Source organism: Leptospira venezuelensis, from assembly GCF_002150035.1.
Classification (GTDB): Bacteria; Spirochaetota; Leptospiria; order Leptospirales; family Leptospiraceae; genus Leptospira_B; species Leptospira_B venezuelensis.
Genome location: NZ_NETS01000008.1, coordinates 162,002 through 178,406 on the forward strand (window position 1 = coordinate 162,002; position 16,405 = coordinate 178,406).

Sequence of the window (16,405 nt, forward strand, 5' to 3'; positions counted from 1 at the left end):
GACGATAGCTATTTCGAGTTTATTTCAGAGTCCTAAACTTCCACCAATAATTTCTTTCATGATTTCAGTAGTTCCCGCGTAGATCGTCTGGATCCTTGCATCCAAATACGCTCTTGCAATCGGGTATTCCATCATATAACCATATCCTCCGAAGAACTGGAGACAAAGGTCTGTATGACGTTTTTGCATCTCAGTGGAGTAATATTTAGCCATAGAAGCCTCTACAGTTAATTTTTTCCCAGCAAGATGCTCCGAAACCACTTTGTCGACGAAGGTGCGGCACATTTCCAGTTCCGTAGCCATCTCCGCCATTTGAAATTTGATGTGTTGAAAACTTCCGATCTTTTTCCCGAAAGCCATCCTCTCTTTAATATATTTTAGAGTCATTCTCTGAACAAGTGCAGTGGCTTCTACCGCTGCGATTGCCAATACGAGACGCTCTTGCGCGAGTTTCATCATCAAATAACGGAAACCTTGTCCGTCTTTTCCGATTACATTCTCTTTAGGAACTACTACGTCGTTGAAGTATAATTCCGAGGTATCCTGAGCCTTTAGCCCGATCTTCTCGAGATTACGACCTCTTTCGAAACCTTTCATCCCCTCTTCTATCATAACAAGCGAAATCGTGCCATTTTCATGTTTCACGGCAGTAATTACTAAATTTGCAAGCTGTCCGTTGGAAATAAATGTTTTCTGACCATTGACAACATAATGGTCTCCCTTATCCACGGCGCTGGTTCTAAGGCTTTTTAAATCAGAACCCGCTCCAGGTTCTGTCATAGCGACTGCTAAAATGCTGTCCCCGCTGCAACAACCAGGCAACCATCTCTTCTTTTGTTCTTCATTTGCATACGCACTGATATAAGGTGCGATCACATCGTTATGAAGGGATACAAAGAATCCACTATTCCCAGCTCTGGAGGATTCTTCTATTACAACAACGTTATATAGAAAGTCTGCACCTGATCCACCATATTCTTCCGGAACATCTGGACAAAGTAATCCGCTTGCTCCCGCCTTCTTCCAAAGTTCTTTCGGAACCATTCCGACTTTTTCCCATTCATGATGATGAGGAGTAACTTCTGTTTCGAAAAACTTGCGCGCCATATCCCGAAAGGCGTTATGCTCTTCGGTAAATTGTAGGACTCTATCCATTTATATCCCCCGTGTCAGTAGACGGTATTCATTCTCATGTAAACGCCGGGATTCCGTTTAATGTACTGGATGAGTTCGTTCTGAGAAATAGAGAACAATTCCGTTTCTGATTCTGCTTGGAACGTGTAATTTGACACCAGCTTCTTGGATATCGAGTAAATCTCACCAACGAAATCTCCGTCTGTCAACTCGGCCAATTTTTTGCCATGTTGATATACGCTTACTTTTCCATGACGAATAATATATGCCTCGTGGTAAAACGCTTTTTCCGTAATAAGCACTGAACCTTTGTTCACCTTAGAAAGCCTCATAATCATTTCTAATTGAGTGACCTGATGGCTGGTAAGTCCTTTAAAATGACGCGAATCTAACAGTGTTTTCCAAGAGTTACTATCACGAATGCTGTTCAGTCGTATTAAGTTTTGTCTTAGGTCTGTATTTCTAATAAACTGTAAGAACTTATTCTTCTCTATTGTAAGAGCTACTACATCAGTTTCTGCAAAAACATCCGCAGCTCTTGGAAGATCTAGAACCAGAGAAGCTTCTCCAAAATATTCATATTGCCCATATCGTTTAATGGGCGCTATATCGGACTCACTTAAGAGTCCTTCAAACTTTACGTTTCCGGAAGCGATGATATAAAATTTATCACCCGGAGTTCCCTTCTTGATAATCTGATCACCACGTTTGTATTTTTCGTCGCGTACGATCAGTAGGAATTCCTTCGCCTTCTCTATTGGGAAACCGCTGAAAATATCAATTTGGCTTAAGATGTCTAGAAGGTTATAAGCCTCCATATGTTTAGGAGGAGTGATTTCAGGATAAACAGTGTTCTCTATTCCGAAACGAGCTAGTTTCAGTTTAGTACCGGGAGGCATATCCGTTCTTGCGATATGATACACAGTGATTTTTTCCTGGATCTCAGGAGGTAAACTTGCTAAATAACTAACTCTTGTATGAAGAGGAGGAATTCCCGCCTCATGATAGATAATCCTTCTGTCCCACGGGAATTCTTTTAAAAATTTCCAACGAGATTCCGGAAGAACTCCTTTCTCGTACATCTTATCATGAACGTCAGGTTCATTTAAATGATCAGAAGTATACACGAAAGATTGGTCTTGGAAGAAAAACTCGAATCCTACAGAAGGAATAGAATGTAATGCATAATGAAAATTGAATTCTCCACCGTTGATCATCGCAGGCCTTCCTATGATGATTTGCTGGAAATTGAAAAGTTCCAATAATTCCTTACGAGGAATTTTAGTAAGAGCTGAGTATTTACGGATGAAACTTTCCATCACAGTTGCAGTTGCATGAATTGTGATCTTGGTTTCTTCCATAATTTTCTGGAAAGTCCCCGCATCATGATCCGCATGGCAGTGAGTAAGAATCACGTGGTTTATCAGTTTAGGATTTACATTGGACATCCTAAGCCACTCTGTAGAATTCACAGGCGGATCCACCATGATACCTTGGTGGTTTAACCAGATAATAAAACCTGAAGTGTTATCCTCAGGATCAAATCCATGAGAAGGTCCTAGACAAGTAATTCCAAGCAAAGGAGCTTGAAAAGGTTCCTTTAGTCTATGACCGATCTCATATTTGATATTAAATCCAACTTCTCCAGGAATCTCGGTCTCTTTAGTTCCGTCAGTAATTCTAAAATCACCTGAAGGAAGTTTACGGACCAAAACCTTTCCTAAGTTGACCATATTATCTTTATCGAATACTTGGAAGTCGACTACATCATCTAACCCCTTATATCCTCTAAAATATGCCATCTCTGCCTTCATATCAGGAAAGCCGAAAGATTCTGCCCCATCCAAATATTCGGACTCTAAATTGATCTCTTCAGGACCCATTAAGGATTCTTTAAGTACTGTGATGAGCTGATCTTTCTGTTCAGCAGTACAGATGATTGTGGTCTTTTTTTGTCTTAAGAAGAAGTTAAAGTAAATCGGGAATTCAAGCTCTGCAGTGCTGATCCCTTTTTCTACATGAAAGAATTTGTTAGGAAGTATAAATACCAGGGGAGTCTTTTTTTCAGCCATCGTATCTTTGATGGTCTCGGGAGGAGAGCCGATTTGAAAGAAGCCCTCACTTGTTTCTACTAGATAGCCCCCTCTAGGAAGCTCTATGTATCCCCTGGTTTGTTCTTTTAGCATGGAAAATTCCGCCGCAGTCGAGATCGAATTTTTTATTTATGTCTTTCGATGAAACTTTTGATTTGCGCCTTAGGAAGAGCTCCTATGATCTTATCCACCAATTGTCCGTCTTTGAAAAGTAGAAGGGTCGGCAAAGATTGGATATTTAATTTTTGCGCCGTGTCCTGGTTGTCGTCTACGTTTAATTTTTTAATTTTTAAGATATCATTCATCTCGGACGAAAGCTCTTCCAGAACCGGGGAAACCATTCTACAAGGACCACACCATTCCGCCCAGCAATCTACTAGAACCATACCCTTGTTGATCTCGGAACTGAAAGTTGAATCGTTTATTTCGGTCAATGCCATGTGCTAGATTTTCTCCTGTTTTTTTCCCACTCTTTATAACAAATTGGACGGGTCTATTTCTTCTTTTTCTTCTTTTCCTTCTCAGCTTCTATCGACTCTACCTTTTCTTTTAGGGATTCTATCAGGGTTTTTGTCTTTCCCAGGTCCTCCGTTTCGCCTGTGGTTTGCAGGATTTTACGGTTTACCTCCAAAAGGGATATGGATTTTTTCAAATCCCCTGCGTCCTGAGTAGACAAATCGAATTTGGCACGATATTCCTGGGCCGCGAAGTTACAAAGTTCCAGAATTAAATTATAGTGTTCTTGTCTAGGATAGTAAAACGGATTCTCCAAGTCTCTTTCCTTCTCAAAAGCCCGGAAGTCAAAAAGATTCTTACTAAGTATGGCGATTTTGAAATGTATCTCCGGAAAGCTCCATTTCCACTTTGAGTTTGAACCGAACGCCTCGATTGTATTGGTTGTGCAGGTCTTAAGTCCCTTTACATAATTTAGTCTTTGGAGAGGATTAAATTCTATAATTTTAGCAAGAAGGTCCTTATTCTCCCCTAAACCAGACTCAAAGTCGGTTCCGACTACCTTCTCCATAAAAGAGATCGCACTATAAATTTCTTTCCTCCCCTGGTTGAGGTAGGTATCCGATTTCAAATCCAAGATCGCTACGGAGATCTCATTGATTAGAAGGCAGGTATTTATGTTTTTGATAGAATTTAAGGAAAGAGCCACATTAAAGTAGCCTTCCATTTTAGGATCTTTTCTGGATTGGGCCTTGAGAAGATTTGCTTCCTTCTTCAAATCCTCCAAAAATGCGCGAAAATCCGCCAGTTTCTCCTGGAATTCCTGCTTTTGTTCCTTGGTAAGGGCCATTAATTACACCTGCACATTTATCAGACTTCCGACAGAAAGAGCGTACATATAATCGGAATTCGGAGCATTCTCCGCTTTTTTCCGATCTTCTTCTTTTTCTTCCTCTCCGCCCGGTTCTCGAACTGGAAGAGGAACGGAGATTGAATCTAATGGGCTGGATTCTATTCTCATAAACTCGTCCGTTTTTGCCTTTCTATCTGAACCGAAGTCCCAGTAGAATTATCGGCTAGTTCCTACTAACTATTTGACATATATTACAGAGGCAAAATCCTAACTAAGGAGATAGTATATGTACGCACCACTCGCATTTTTAAATTTAGGCCCTTGGGAAATCTTTTTCATACTAGGTTTAGCTCTCCTGCTTTTCGGGGGCAAGCGACTTCCCTCTTTAGCAAAGGATTTAGGGGACGGAATACGCCAATTCCGGAAATCTCTATCCGGAGATGCAGAATCTGAATCTGCTAAAATCCAGGAACCAGAAGCAAAACCAGCGACTCCTGCTTCTTCCACTAAAAAATCCAAAAAATCCGCTTAAATATGATTAGGGCCCTCGGGCCCTTTTATAACCGGGAAGGAATTCCAACCTTTCGATATGCCTTCTAAAAAAAAGAGCCTTTCTAGTATTCCCCAACCTGTAATCTCTGCATCAGAGGAAAGTCTTCCTCATGATAGAGAAAAGTTTATGACCCTGGGGGAACATTTAGAAGAATTACGTTCCGTACTTATCCGTTCCATTCTTGTCTTTACTGTTTTCTTTGTGGTTGCTTTGTATTTCGGAGAAGAGCTGCATAAGATAGTTATTAAACCGTACAAGAACATTTTGGGGGAATCAGCTACATTCTACCAAATCAAACTCATGGCTCCTTTCATGGTTTATCTACGAACTGGATTCATGGTCTCTATTTTGATTACTTTTCCGTTCGCGTTAGCTTTTTTATGGAGCTTTGTTTCTCCCGCATTGGAGCCCAGAACCGCAAGACTCGGAAAAGCGCTTATTGCATTTTCCACAGTTCTATTTTGGTTAGGAGTTTGGCTTTGCTGGGCACAAGCATTCGAAAGTTTCCTAAAAATATTCTTAGTCACTGTTCGACCTTTAGATATAGAAACCAGACTTCCTATAGACGAATACTATGACGTATTCTTCAATATGCATCTGATCTTCGGATTGTCTTTCCAACTTCCGGTGATCATGGTATTGCTTGCAGCAGTCGGGATATTAAAACTTTCTTTTTTGCTAAAACATTGGAGAGAAGCATTCATAGGGATCGCATTCGCTGCAGCAGTATTATCTCCCGGACCAGACGTAATTTCCATGTTAATGTTATTCGTTCCATTGCTGGTCTTATTCGCGATCTCTCTGGCATTGATCGCAATTATAGAGAGGAAATGAGTTGTTTCCAAATCTTCAGTCCAAGCATAAATTAGCATTCGCTTCATTTACCGCGTCTTTTGTATTATTCTTATCTTATTTACTTTTGGACGATTTTCTCTTCGGGGAAGAGATCAGAAAAGAATTAAGGGCATATGTTTGGGTTCGTCTGGGAGTCGGTCTTTTATTTTCAATTGTTCTAGGAATAGTCACCTATTTTCTATTAAATTTAAGTTTTAAATCTCTCAAATCTATTTCTCAACTATTACAAAACTGGTCCCAGGATGTGTATGAGGATTCAGGAGAGTCTGAAAAAGATGATGAGTTAGGAGAACTTGCTAGACATTTCCGCATCGCTCTTTACCAGAAAAAAACTAAAGAAGAAACAGTATCCCAAGAATCTTTAAACAAAAAGGAAAGAGAACTTTCAGATAGGATCCAGAAATTTTTTCATAAAATCAGACTTCATAAGATCAAAAATCTAGATATCACCGTTTTTCCTCGGTCCTCCGATACTGGAGAATCAGATTACGCAAATATCATTCCGACTGCCGACGGTTGTTTTGGAGTGTTAGCAGGTTTCCCCAATCACGGAGCAATTGAATCTTCTCTCAAGGCAAGGATAGAAGGAATGATCTCACTCGCTCAGGAAACCACTGGGCTTAGAGGAGAAGATCTACTCTATAAAATAGACAGAGCTCTACGATCTACGCCTATCTCTTATCTGAATCTCACACTATTCTATTTAGAAACTAGAAATGGAGAAGCAGGCATCTTGCAATTTCAAAAACTGCCCGCGCTTGTTCATAAAAGTGGTAAAACGAATATATTACCGATCTCTAAACAGGTATTTTACGATTTCAGAAATTCCGCAAGAGACGTTAAGAAGATTCAGATCAGACCTGGAGAATATTTGGTTTTCTTAAGTGATAGACTGACTGAACTTACTAGTTCGGCAGGTGTAAATCCACTTTTGATCCAACTACAAAACTGGAGTTCTGGCAGAGAATATAAAAACTCCAGAGAACTCACACTGGACTTCGGAAGATTTTTAGAAATGGAATCCGGCAAAAAAGGACTTTCTAAGGCAGCAATTCTGACTGTGGGTAGAGTCCGAGATTAGAGACGCAGAGGGTGTAAAAGAGTCACGGAGTTTTTGGCACGCAGAGACGCCAAGACGCAGAGTTTTTTAGAATTTTTTACTTCTCAATTTTTAAACAAACCTCTCTGCGGCTCCGCGACTCTGCGTGAGATAACCGTGCACTGCGCCTCTCCAAAACTCTGTGCGAGCCAAAATCGACCGCGGGACAATATTCATTTTTTAGAATGAAGAAAAAATTAAAAACAAAACCTATGCAGTCCTGTCTAATCAGGGAAATTTTTTCGACTTAAAAATTCAGAATTTCTCAGCGCTTAAAATTCATCCAATATTCCAAACCAAACGAGGAACAAAATGATCCCAACAAAAGGTTATGCTGCAGCTATTTCAAAGGCTCCTTTAGCACCTTTTCAATTCGATAGAAGAGATGCAAAAGACGAAGATGTTGTCATCGATATCAAATACTGCGGTATCTGTCATTCGGATATACACCAAGCAAGAGATGAATGGGGAGGATCCATATTTCCGATGGTTCCCGGACACGAGATCACAGGCATTGTTTCAAGTATAGGATCCAAAGTTACTAAGTTTAAAGTAGGAGATAAGGTAGGAGTAGGTTGTTTCGTAGACTCTTGCAGAGAATGTGAACAATGTAAAGCAGGACTGGAACAATTTTGCGAAACAGGAATGAGTGCCACCTATAATGGAAGAGAACAAGACAGAAAAACCCCTACCTATGGCGGTTATTCAAATAAGATCGTAGTAGATCAGAATTATGTTCTAAGAATTCCTGATAATCTTCCTTTACATGCTGCAGCTCCCCTACTTTGTGCAGGCATCACACTATATTCTCCACTTGCTCATTGGAAAGCAGGTCCTGGTAAAAAGGTAGCGATCATTGGTCTTGGTGGACTTGGTCATATGGGTGTGAAGATCGCTCATGCACTCGGAGCGGAAGTTACGGTGCTTAGCCAATCCCATAAAAAAGAAGCGGATGCTAAACGTTTAGGCGCAGATCATTTCTATGCTACATCGGAGAAGAGCACATTCAGTAAGTTAAGAGGAAGTTTTAATCTGATCATCAATACCGTTTCCATGCCTTTAGACTGGAACGCGTATCTTAGCCTATTGAGAGTAGATGGTTCTATGGTAGTAGTTGGTGTTCCAGAAGAGCAAGTTCCAATAGGAGCATTCTCTTTAATAGGAGGCCGTAAAAGTTTGGCAGGATCTTTAATTGGTGGAATTGCAGAAACCCAAGAGATGTTAGATTTCTGTGGTAAACACAATATCACTAGCGATATAGAACTGATCTCAATTCAAAATGTGAACGAAGCCTACGAAAGAGTGATTAAAAGTGATGTACGTTACAGATTTGTGATAGATATCGCTACTCTAAATTAGGAGACGCAGAGCTTGTAAGAGGCGCAGGGATTATGGCACGCAGAGGAGCGGAGACCGCCGAGGATCTAAAGTTTAAAATTATAAAACCTTAAACTTCCACTCTGCGGCTTTGCGTCTCTGCGTGAGAAACAATGCCGCGGTCCCTGCTCACTCTGCGTCTCTTAAGCGATTTTCGGTTCTTTTTTCAGAATTAGTTTCGGAGGTTTGGTTCCGGTTACTGCCTCTTCTGTGATGATAACTTCTTCTACGTCTTTGCGAGAAGGAATCTCATACATAAGATCCAGCATTAGATTTTCTACGATGGCACGTAATCCTCTAGCTCCGGATGCTCTTTCTATCGCAAGTTGAGCAATCTTATCTATAGCTGCTTCTTCGAAGGAGAGTTTTACATTTTCCATTTCTAGGATCTTAGTGTATTGACGTAAGATTGCGTTCTTAGGCTCTCTGAAAATACGTTTGAGCATTTCAACACTTAAGTCTTGCAGAGTAGCGATCACTGGCATACGGCCAATAAATTCTGGGATAAGTCCGAACTTCATCAAGTCTTCAGGGATCACTCGCGCAAGTATTTCACCTTTGCTTTCGTCTCTTAAAATTTTTCCGTCTTTTTCATCGCTACCGAAACCGATCGTTTTTACACCGGTTCTAGTTTTGATAATATTATCCAGGTCAACGAATGCTCCACCTAGAATAAATAGAATATTTTTAGTATCTACTTGTAGATATTCTTGGTGCGGATGTTTTCTTCCACCCTGAGGAGGAACGTTTGCAACTGTTCCTTCTATAATTTTTAAAAGAGCTTGTTGTACACCTTCTCCGCTCACGTCTCTCGTGATGGATGCGCTGTCTGATTTGCGAGCGATCTTATCTACTTCGTCTATGTAGATGATACCGATCTCTGCTTTTTTAATATCATTATCAGCATTTTGGATCAGCTTGAGGATGATGTTTTCTACATCTTCTCCCACGTATCCAGCTTCAGTGAGTGCGGTAGCATCTACGATCGCAAACGGAACCTTAATGATCTTTGCTAGTGTTTGTGCTAACAAAGTTTTTCCGGAACCCGTAGGTCCGATCAGAAGAATATTCGATTTTTCTAATTCGATATCCGCTTTTTTGTCTTTGAGATAAATTCGTTTGTAGTGATTATAAACCGCAACGGACAAAGCTTTTTTAGCATGGTCTTGTCCGATTACGTATTGGTCTAGGATCGCTTTAATAGCTGCAGGATTAGGGACTTCTCCCAAAAGTTCTGTGCGTTCTTTTTCCTGCTCAGGCTCTTCTGCAATGATCTCATTACAAAGAGAGATACATTCGTCGCAAATATATACACCTGGACCAGCAACCAGTCGTTTTACGGAGTCTTGTTCTTTTCCGCAGAACGAACAAAATAATTTTTGTTTATTATTGGTTCCGGTAGGTTTTTTTGCCACGGGATCCCCCTATCAGTTCTTTTGACGCTCTATAGAAATTACGGAATCGATAATCCCGTATTTTTGGGCCTCTTCTGGAGTCATGTAAAGATCCCTCTCGGTATCCTTTTGCACTTCTTCCACAGACTTGCCCGTGTGTTTAGCGTACAAACCGTTTAACACCTGCTTTAATTTCAAAACTTCCTTCGCTTGGATAGCGATATCGGAAGCCTGACCAGTAGCCCCACCAGTCGGCTGATGCATCATAATTCTGGAATGCGGAAGAGCAGATCTTTTGCCCTTTGCCCCGCCTGCCAGAAGAAGAGCAGCCATAGAGGACGCTTGGCCAATACAAAGTGTACGAACGTCGGCCTTAATATACTGCATAGTGTCATAAATGGCAAGCCCAGAAGATACATATCCACCGGGAGAATTCAGGTATAAATAGATGTCCCTGTCCGGATTTTCCGCGTCTAGGAACAGTAATTGGGCGATGATTACGTTCGCGTAATCGTCAGAAATTGCGTCACCTAGAAAGATAATTCTATCCTTTAAGAGGCGGGAAAATACGTCATACCGCATTTCTCCGCGACCGGTTTGCTCTATAACTGTAGGAATTATTGCCATACTTCTCCAGTTTCCTTATTAGAAAGGAATTCCTTTAGCTGACGGATACTCATCTTCTCGTTGTATTTCTTTTCTACAAGCTGGAAGAGGGTATCGTCTATCTTTTTTGCTAAAAAATTGTCCCGGTAAGTTTCCAGAAGTTTACCTTTTTCCAATTCTTTTTTAAAATCGGCGTCAGACATACCATATCTTGAGGCAAGGGTGGAGATTTCACGGTCGAAATCCTCGTCCGTCAAAACAATATTTTCCGTAGAAGCCAGTTTCTGTCTGGAGAAATACCCTTTCAGTCTATTTTCAGCGATAGTTTTGAAGGAACCCCTTACTTCTTCCAAAGGTTTTCCAACCATTTCAGCATATTTTTCAATACTTGGGATCTGTTCCTTAGGTATTCTAGCTTGGCCTCTTCCTAAAACATCCTGCATCATATTTTGATACACATGCTCAGATTCTTCTGTAAGATAGGACTCAGGGAATATAAACTTGGAATCTGCAACCAGTTCCTTGTAGATCTCTTCCATCTTCTTATTTTTTACAGCTTCAGTATAATTCTTTTGTAGATCAGTTTTGACCTTATCTTTCAAAACTTGTAATGAAGAAGAGCCGTCATATTCACTAGCAAGATCATCGTCCAATTCAGGAAGAACTTCTTTATAGATCGCCTTTAAGGTCATGGCGAATTCCATCTTCTTGCCAGCCAGATCTTCTCTTGGATAGTCGCTCGCGTAAGTATAAGAAAAGTCCTTGGTCTCTCCTGTTTTGATACCGTAAAGATTATCATCAAAACCAGGAAGATTATTACCATCTCCTAATTTATAATCGCTTGAACCGTTTTTTGCGTTCTTAGGCTCCTGCCCTTCTTCCTTCACTTCGAATTCCATATCCACGATATCGCCGCTCTCGGCTCCTTCGCTCGGTTCTCTCAGAAGTTTTCTAGCAAGCTGTTTGCGAACGAACTGGAGCTCTTCCGTAACATCTTCGTCTGTTACTTGTACTTCAGGAAGTTTGATCTTGATCTTTTTGTATTTCCCTAAGGAAACTTCCGGATCAGTATCATACACCGCAGTTGCCACTAAACTTTTTTCGGGAACATAGTCCTCTACAGTAAATTTAGGGAAACGTACAATCTTGTGTTCCAGTTTCCCGGAAAGGTCACTGACAGTTTCTAATAATAGAAGATTGATTGCGTCGTTTGCTACCGAGTCTCCCAAATGGCGTTTTACCATTTCGATCGGTGCTTTTCCAGGGCGGAAGCCCGGGATCTTGAGATCCTTTTGTTTTTCTTTATAAGTCTTTTCGAACGCCTTTTCTAGATCGTTCTTATCAAAGGTTAACTTAAGGTCTACGGATGCGTTTTGATTTTTCTTTGTCTTGAATTCCATGGTCTCAGAAGACAGAAAGCGGAGGACGCCTTCTGTAAGCGGGAAACGGGATTCGAACCCGCGACCCCCTCCTTGGCAAGGAGGTGCTCTACCACTGAGCTATTCCCGCATGGTTGGTAGAACCATTTTTTCTCTCGGGGACCCCATGTAAATCGGTTTTTGATCAGAAACTTATGACTTTGGAGGCTTTAAATCCTCGGGAGAATTCAGGTTAATAAAAGAAGATTTTTCCATTTCCGGAATAGACAAAAGACTCGGATTTCCTCTTTCGATTAGAGTTTTAGGAGAAAAAGAATTTAAGACCCCTTTTTCAAATTCGAGGAATAAAAACCGCAGATAATCGGAAGAATAAAGACCGCATAACGGTTCGATTCCTTCTTTCGTTTGATAAAAAACCCCTGAACCGATCATCTCTTTTTCGGAATATAACCTTGCCAATGTTTTGATCCTCATGTAAGGAAGATCTACAGCTAAGATCAAAAAATTTTTAATTTTTGGTTCGTTTTGGAAATCAAGGAAAGAACTGAAAATCCCTTGTAGCGGACCTTCCATGTCCGTAATTGAGTCCGACACTAAAAACTCATTAGGCACATGTTTAGAATATTCTTCTCTTTGTTCTTCTCGAATAGATACGCGAACATTCCTACATAAGAATTTTAATTTTTTATAAGATTCTATAAGAAAAAATTTTTGGCTTTTGAGAGATAAAAAGGATTTATCCCTTCCCATTCTGGAACTTTTTCCGCCTGCAAGTAATATCCCTACGGAATCAATGGCTCTCATGTACGCAGCCCTTCGACCACTCGGAAGAACCGTCAAAATAAAATTCCTTTTTCCAGATCGGAACCTCGTGTTTTACTCGATCAATTATATAACGATTGGATTCGTAAGCCTCTACCCTATGCATGGATCCTGTCTCAACAATGACTGCTATCTCGGAAATTTCTAATTTTCCAACTCTATGTATGCAGTTTGCATGAAGAAGGTCCCATTTTTTACAAGCATCTGCGAGAATAGCCCGGATCATCTCGTTTGCCATCGGCGCATATGCTTCGTATTCTAGATGAGTTACCTTCTTACCTTCATTTAAATTTCGAACAATCCCTGAAAATACTACAAATCCTCCCATCTCGGGAATATCAGGTAACTGAGAAGATACAAAAATGGGAGAAGAAGAAATATGAGAATGAGCTTCTAAAACGGACATCTCAACCACCGCTAGAAGGAGGAAGTATTGCAACGACTGAACCTTCTCTCAAAACAAAATCATCACCCACTATGGATTGATTTACTGCGAACCTGCTGACTTTGAGAATGGATTCGGAGCCTGGATTTTTACGAGTGAGAATTTCACGAAGACTTAAAATAGAATCTCCTTCTGAAACTTCTAATTTTTTCAGATCTGGAAAATGATCTTTAATAGCGGCAAAAAACAAAAGTTGAATATCCATCTATCCGCCTATATATTTCATAGAAAGTTCACTTCCGGTAAACTCGGTTTTTTTGGTTTTCATTGCCAGATCTAAGGAATTCTCTAACTCTGATTCATCTTCTGAAACTGGAAAAGAACGAAAATCACTTAAACATCCGTAAATTTTACCCAAATGATCCATCCTAAGACGATTACAACCATCACAAAAAGGTTCCGTATGATTTGCAATAATTCCGAATCTATAGTTTTCTGAAGTGTGATAATATTTTGCGGTGGATTCAATCGGAGTATTCTCAGGTTCAAAATCAAATTCCTGACTCAACTCTTCTTTTATTTTTGCAGCGGAGAAAAATAACTCTGAATGTTTTGATCGAAGAGGCCCCATCTTCATGAGTTCCAAATAGCGGATCGGAAGATTTCTTTCTCCCGCCCAATGAAGAATAGGACGGATTTGTTCTTCATTATAACCTTTTAATACAGTGCAGTTTAATTTTACTTCCAGTCCTTCTTGTATGGCTTCTTCTATCCTATTTAATAAACGAATTACAGGAAGATTTTTTCCCGAGATCAAAGAAAAGGATTCCTGGGACAGTGAATCCAAGGAGAAATTCATTCTGTCAAGCCCTGCCAACCTCAGATCCTTAATCAAACCATCTCTAAAAAAACCGTTAGAGGTCAGAGCGATATTGGGGATCTTCTGTTCTTTAGCAACTCGAACAAGACTCGGAAGATCTTTATGAAGAGTCGGCTCTCCACCTGTCAAATGGATCTCTTTGATAGAAATTTTACGGGAAAGAAGAAGTATATTTTTATGAAGAAGTTCCGCGCTTAAGAAAGAACCATTTGCTCCTTCTCCATTTAACGCAGTGCCGGGAGCACAATATACACAGCCGAATCCGCAAGAGGATGTAACACTCACTCTAAGCACTTCGAATTTTCGACCGTAAGCATCCACGATGTCCAAGCTTACTATACCCGGACGCTTATGAAAGCCAATTAAAAAGTCTTGTCGGGTATGCAAAAATATAAGATCCTTTCCTGAGATGAGTCCGGAGCAGAAAAAGTATTTTTCCAGACAAACTAAACTACCGTTTTTAGGAGAATCGGGCCAAACTGGGCTTCTCCAAAAATCAGCATTGGTGATCGGTCTCGGAGGCTTAGGCTCACCTGCTTCTTTACATCTAGCAACGGCAGGAGTAGGAAAGATCGGTCTTTGGGATTTTGATACGGTAGAATTAAGCAACCTTCATAGACAAACCACATTTACTCTTTCTGACATCGGTAGAAAGAAAACAGATACCGCAAAAGAATATATACAGGCAAGAGTTCCTGGAATCCAAATAGAAACATTTACTGAATTTTTTTCAGAAAGGATAAATCCAAGTATATTCAATAATTGGGATATTATATTAGATTGTACAGATCAGATCCAAGCTAAATATACAATCAATCGATTCTGTATCCAAAATTCCAAACCCCTAGTCACCGCATCCGTTTTTAGAACTAGTGCGCAGATCGCGATCTTCTCACCGAAAGGAAAACCTTGTTATAAATGTTTATATCCGAATTTAGAAGGATCTGAACTTCTTTCCTGCGAAGATGGAGGAGTTCTAGGCGTCCAAACTGCAATCGCAGGTTTATACCAAGCTTCCTTCGCAATACAATATTTATTATTTCCGGAAAAATCCCCTACTCACTCCACATTTCAACTCGAATGGGAATCCCCACTTCTTTATGAAACTTTTTTAGAGGCAGATCCAAATTGCACAGAATGTGGTTCAGGCAAAAAGGAAGAAACTCTCTTAGATGAAATTGACCTGAAAGATTGGAAAGAATGGAAGAAGGACCCGAAATATATTTTGCTCGATGTAAGAGAATCGGAAGAAAGAAAGGAAACTCCGATTGGTAATTCTATTTTTTCACCACTTTCTGAACTTTCTATAAATACCGCGCTTAGCTTTTCTAATGAGAAAATCTATATTACAATTTGTGAATCAGGTATCCGATCCCAAAAAGCAGCTAAAATCCTAAAGGAAGCAGGGCTCACTGCATATTCTTTGCAAGGTGGGAGAAAAATTTTAGCGTTAGAGGAGATTATTTAAAAATCTAACTTTTACGACGAACGATAGGCTCTAACTCTATTTCCATAATGTGAAATATATAATAACCCCGACTATTATAAAAGTGATTCCAAATTGGAGAAAAAATCTAGAGAATGATATTCCTGCCAGACGAAGTGACCAACCGTTTCCCTTATCCTTTAATTTATCCTTGATTTCATCCAAAGCATACCGGTCCCACCCATAACATTCGAACCAAATTACTTTTCCAGACATTGTTTCCAAGGCTATCGTACTCCAGCCCAGGTAATATTCCAAATATGTATATTTGATTTCGTCCTTACTGCAATATCCAGAAGACAAAACCTTGTTTTTAGAGTATTGCTTATACAAAAACTTATCATCTGTAATTAAAATTTCTAGATTTGGACTAAAAAACCAAACAATTAATATTATTAGAGCGTAATCACTGATACGAGTCGAATTCCATTCTTCTTGCGGTAAACTCAGCAATCTTTCTACCTACTAATTTTTCGACCAAATGTAAAGACATCAAGATCCCTCTGGAAACTCCTCCAGAAGTTAAAATATGTCCATGATCTATAAATTTTTCGTTAGCGACATTTTTGATTTTAGGATAGTTCTTCCAAAGAGTTTCTTGGTCCATCCAATGAGTGGTGACTTCCATTCCGTCCAAGATCCCTGCTTCGGCGAGCAAAAACGCACCAGTGCAGATAGAGGCTAAGATCTTTACCTTAGGCTCCATCTCTTTAATCCAAGAGATCAACTTCTTATTATGTATCTCGATTTCTTCTGCTCCGTATCCCCCGGGGATGATTAAAATATCCGGAATCCCTGCTTCTTCTAAGATAAGATGAGGAAAAACTGGAAATCGGTTCCTTGCATGTAGGAGTTCCTTCTTTTCAGCAACTATAGAAACTTTGAATAATTTCTCCTTATTTTCATTTTCAGTGATGGAAAATACTTCGTAAGGACCTGAGAGATCCAAAACTTCCACTTCATTAAATGCTAAAATATGAACGCTAATCTGCTCCATAATCCCTCTTTGTCATATTCTTAACTACAAACTAGTCTG

At 40.0% G+C, this 16,405-nt stretch carries 19 protein-coding genes and 1 tRNA gene; 5 read left to right on the forward strand and 15 right to left on the reverse strand.

The window, feature by feature from the left end; genetic code table 11:
- Nucleotides 1–24: 24 nt before the first annotated feature.
- The 5 genes from B1C82_RS04845 to B1C82_RS20655 are packed head-to-tail and all read right to left on the reverse strand — an operon-like array spanning nucleotide 25 to nucleotide 4,701.
- A complete protein-coding gene (locus tag B1C82_RS04845; protein WP_086446486.1) occupies nucleotides 25–1,155 on the reverse strand; it encodes an acyl-CoA dehydrogenase family protein in 1,131 nt (376 codons plus the stop codon).
- 14 nt (nucleotides 1,156–1,169) lie between these two features.
- Entirely contained in the window at nucleotides 1,170–3,320 is a 2,151-nt protein-coding gene (locus B1C82_RS04850) for a cAMP/cGMP-dependent 3',5'-cyclic-AMP/GMP phosphodiesterase (RefSeq protein WP_086446487.1), read from the reverse strand.
- Nucleotides 3,321–3,352: 32 nt separating this feature from the next.
- On the reverse strand, nucleotides 3,353–3,667 hold the full coding sequence (gene trxA, locus B1C82_RS04855; protein WP_086446488.1) for a thioredoxin: 315 nt from the start codon (nucleotides 3,665–3,667) through the stop codon (nucleotides 3,353–3,355).
- Nucleotides 3,668–3,720: 53 nt separating this feature from the next.
- Entirely contained in the window at nucleotides 3,721–4,530 is an 810-nt protein-coding gene (locus tag B1C82_RS04860) for a hypothetical protein (protein ID WP_086446489.1), read from the reverse strand.
- Nucleotides 4,531–4,533: 3 nt separating this feature from the next.
- Nucleotides 4,534–4,701 (reverse strand): hypothetical protein, encoded by a 168-nt coding sequence (locus B1C82_RS20655; RefSeq protein WP_165780493.1) that lies wholly within the window; start codon nucleotides 4,699–4,701, stop codon nucleotides 4,534–4,536.
- 118 nt (nucleotides 4,702–4,819) lie between these two features.
- On the opposite strand from B1C82_RS20655, the gene B1C82_RS04865 reads away from it, so the two are divergent.
- The 4 genes from B1C82_RS04865 to B1C82_RS04880 all read left to right on the forward strand — a co-directional run bounded on the left by B1C82_RS04865 (nucleotide 4,820) and on the right by B1C82_RS04880 (nucleotide 8,399).
- The gene (locus tag B1C82_RS04865; RefSeq protein WP_086446490.1) at nucleotides 4,820–5,065 is read left to right on the forward strand and encodes a Sec-independent protein translocase subunit TatA/TatB; all 246 of its coding nucleotides are present in this window, start codon (nucleotides 4,820–4,822) and stop codon (nucleotides 5,063–5,065) included.
- A gap of 57 nt (nucleotides 5,066–5,122) precedes the next feature.
- A complete protein-coding gene (gene tatC / locus B1C82_RS04870; RefSeq protein ID WP_086446491.1) occupies nucleotides 5,123–5,920 on the forward strand; it encodes a twin-arginine translocase subunit TatC in 798 nt (265 codons plus the stop codon).
- A gap of 1 nt (nucleotide 5,921) precedes the next feature.
- Nucleotides 5,922–7,022, forward strand: a complete 1,101-nt coding sequence (rktP, locus tag B1C82_RS04875; protein ID WP_086446492.1) for an Arg-Lys translocation region protein phosphatase RktP — start codon at nucleotides 5,922–5,924, stop codon at nucleotides 7,020–7,022.
- Nucleotides 7,023–7,352: 330 nt separating this feature from the next.
- Entirely contained in the window at nucleotides 7,353–8,399 is a 1,047-nt protein-coding gene (locus B1C82_RS04880) for an NAD(P)-dependent alcohol dehydrogenase (RefSeq protein ID WP_086446493.1), read from the forward strand.
- A gap of 161 nt (nucleotides 8,400–8,560) precedes the next feature.
- Here B1C82_RS04880 and clpX read toward each other — a convergent pair whose 3' ends face one another.
- The 8 genes from clpX to B1C82_RS04920 all read right to left on the reverse strand — a co-directional run bounded on the left by clpX (nucleotide 8,561) and on the right by B1C82_RS04920 (nucleotide 14,213).
- Nucleotides 8,561–9,832, reverse strand: coding sequence for an ATP-dependent Clp protease ATP-binding subunit ClpX (gene clpX / locus B1C82_RS04885; RefSeq protein WP_086446494.1), 1,272 nt, complete (start codon nucleotides 9,830–9,832; stop codon nucleotides 8,561–8,563).
- Nucleotides 9,833–9,844: 12 nt separating this feature from the next.
- Complete coding sequence (clpP, locus tag B1C82_RS04890; RefSeq protein WP_008592146.1) at nucleotides 9,845–10,438, reverse strand: ATP-dependent Clp endopeptidase proteolytic subunit ClpP; 594 nt, start codon at nucleotides 10,436–10,438, stop codon at nucleotides 9,845–9,847.
- On the reverse strand, nucleotides 10,429–11,817 hold the full coding sequence (gene tig / locus B1C82_RS04895) for a trigger factor (protein WP_086446495.1): 1,389 nt from the start codon (nucleotides 11,815–11,817) through the stop codon (nucleotides 10,429–10,431). Before tig ends, clpP begins: the two co-directional genes overlap by 10 nt.
- Nucleotides 11,818–11,854: 37 nt before the next feature.
- Nucleotides 11,855–11,926 (reverse strand) — tRNA-Gly (locus B1C82_RS04900).
- Between the two features lie 62 nt (nucleotides 11,927–11,988).
- A complete protein-coding gene (locus B1C82_RS04905) occupies nucleotides 11,989–12,600 on the reverse strand; it encodes a molybdenum cofactor guanylyltransferase (protein ID WP_086446496.1) in 612 nt (203 codons plus the stop codon).
- Nucleotides 12,587–13,024: a molybdenum cofactor biosynthesis protein MoaE gene (locus B1C82_RS04910; RefSeq protein ID WP_086446497.1), complete on the reverse strand. Its 438-nt coding sequence runs from the start codon at nucleotides 13,022–13,024 to the stop codon at nucleotides 12,587–12,589. Before B1C82_RS04910 ends, B1C82_RS04905 begins: the two co-directional genes overlap by 14 nt.
- 1 nt (nucleotide 13,025) lies before the next feature.
- Nucleotides 13,026–13,268, reverse strand: coding sequence for a MoaD/ThiS family protein (locus B1C82_RS04915; protein WP_086446498.1), 243 nt, complete (start codon nucleotides 13,266–13,268; stop codon nucleotides 13,026–13,028).
- Nucleotides 13,269–14,213, reverse strand: a complete 945-nt coding sequence (locus B1C82_RS04920; RefSeq protein WP_086446499.1) for a radical SAM protein — start codon at nucleotides 14,211–14,213, stop codon at nucleotides 13,269–13,271.
- Nucleotides 14,214–14,292: 79 nt separating this feature from the next.
- Between B1C82_RS04920 and B1C82_RS04925 the strand changes: the two genes are divergently transcribed.
- Entirely contained in the window at nucleotides 14,293–15,351 is a 1,059-nt protein-coding gene (locus B1C82_RS04925) for a HesA/MoeB/ThiF family protein (protein WP_086446500.1), read from the forward strand.
- A gap of 36 nt (nucleotides 15,352–15,387) precedes the next feature.
- On the opposite strand, the gene B1C82_RS20550 is transcribed toward B1C82_RS04925, so the two are convergent.
- Together B1C82_RS20550 and B1C82_RS04935 are read right to left on the reverse strand one after the other, a co-directional pair.
- Nucleotides 15,388–15,822, reverse strand: coding sequence for a hypothetical protein (locus tag B1C82_RS20550; RefSeq protein ID WP_157894095.1), 435 nt, complete (start codon nucleotides 15,820–15,822; stop codon nucleotides 15,388–15,390).
- Nucleotides 15,776–16,366 (reverse strand): DJ-1/PfpI family protein, encoded by a 591-nt coding sequence (locus B1C82_RS04935; protein WP_086446502.1) that lies wholly within the window; start codon nucleotides 16,364–16,366, stop codon nucleotides 15,776–15,778. The genes B1C82_RS20550 and B1C82_RS04935 overlap by 47 nt, the downstream gene beginning before the upstream one ends.
- Between the last annotated feature and the right edge of the window lie 39 nt (nucleotides 16,367–16,405).

Excerpts from the sequence above, each read along its gene's own strand:
- B1C82_RS04850 (WP_086446487.1), bottom strand. The coding sequence starts at position 3,320 with ATGCTAAAAGAACAAACCAGGGGATACATAGAGCTTCCTAGAGGGGGC.
- B1C82_RS04910 (WP_086446497.1), bottom strand. The coding sequence starts at position 13,024 with ATGTCCGTTTTAGAAGCTCATTCTCATATTTCTTCTTCTCCCATTTTT.
- B1C82_RS04915 (WP_086446498.1), bottom strand. The coding sequence starts at position 13,268 with ATGGATATTCAACTTTTGTTTTTTGCCGCTATTAAAGATCATTTTCCA.
- B1C82_RS04935 (WP_086446502.1), bottom strand. The coding sequence starts at position 16,366 with ATGGAGCAGATTAGCGTTCATATTTTAGCATTTAATGAAGTGGAAGTT.
- tatC (WP_086446491.1), top strand. The coding sequence starts at position 5,123 with ATGCCTTCTAAAAAAAAGAGCCTTTCTAGTATTCCCCAACCTGTAATC.
- clpP (WP_008592146.1), bottom strand. The coding sequence starts at position 10,438 with ATGGCAATAATTCCTACAGTTATAGAGCAAACCGGTCGCGGAGAAATG.
- trxA (WP_086446488.1), bottom strand. The coding sequence starts at position 3,667 with ATGGCATTGACCGAAATAAACGATTCAACTTTCAGTTCCGAGATCAAC.
- tig (WP_086446495.1), bottom strand. The coding sequence starts at position 11,817 with ATGGAATTCAAGACAAAGAAAAATCAAAACGCATCCGTAGACCTTAAG.
- B1C82_RS20655 (WP_165780493.1), bottom strand. The coding sequence starts at position 4,701 with ATGAGAATAGAATCCAGCCCATTAGATTCAATCTCCGTTCCTCTTCCA.
- B1C82_RS04925 (WP_086446500.1), top strand. The coding sequence starts at position 14,293 with ATGAGTCCGGAGCAGAAAAAGTATTTTTCCAGACAAACTAAACTACCG.
- B1C82_RS04905 (WP_086446496.1), bottom strand. The coding sequence starts at position 12,600 with ATGAGAGCCATTGATTCCGTAGGGATATTACTTGCAGGCGGAAAAAGT.
- B1C82_RS04880 (WP_086446493.1), top strand. The coding sequence starts at position 7,353 with ATGATCCCAACAAAAGGTTATGCTGCAGCTATTTCAAAGGCTCCTTTA.
- B1C82_RS04860 (WP_086446489.1), bottom strand. The coding sequence starts at position 4,530 with ATGGCCCTTACCAAGGAACAAAAGCAGGAATTCCAGGAGAAACTGGCG.
- B1C82_RS04865 (WP_086446490.1), top strand. The coding sequence starts at position 4,820 with ATGTACGCACCACTCGCATTTTTAAATTTAGGCCCTTGGGAAATCTTT.
- B1C82_RS04845 (WP_086446486.1), bottom strand. The coding sequence starts at position 1,155 with ATGGATAGAGTCCTACAATTTACCGAAGAGCATAACGCCTTTCGGGAT.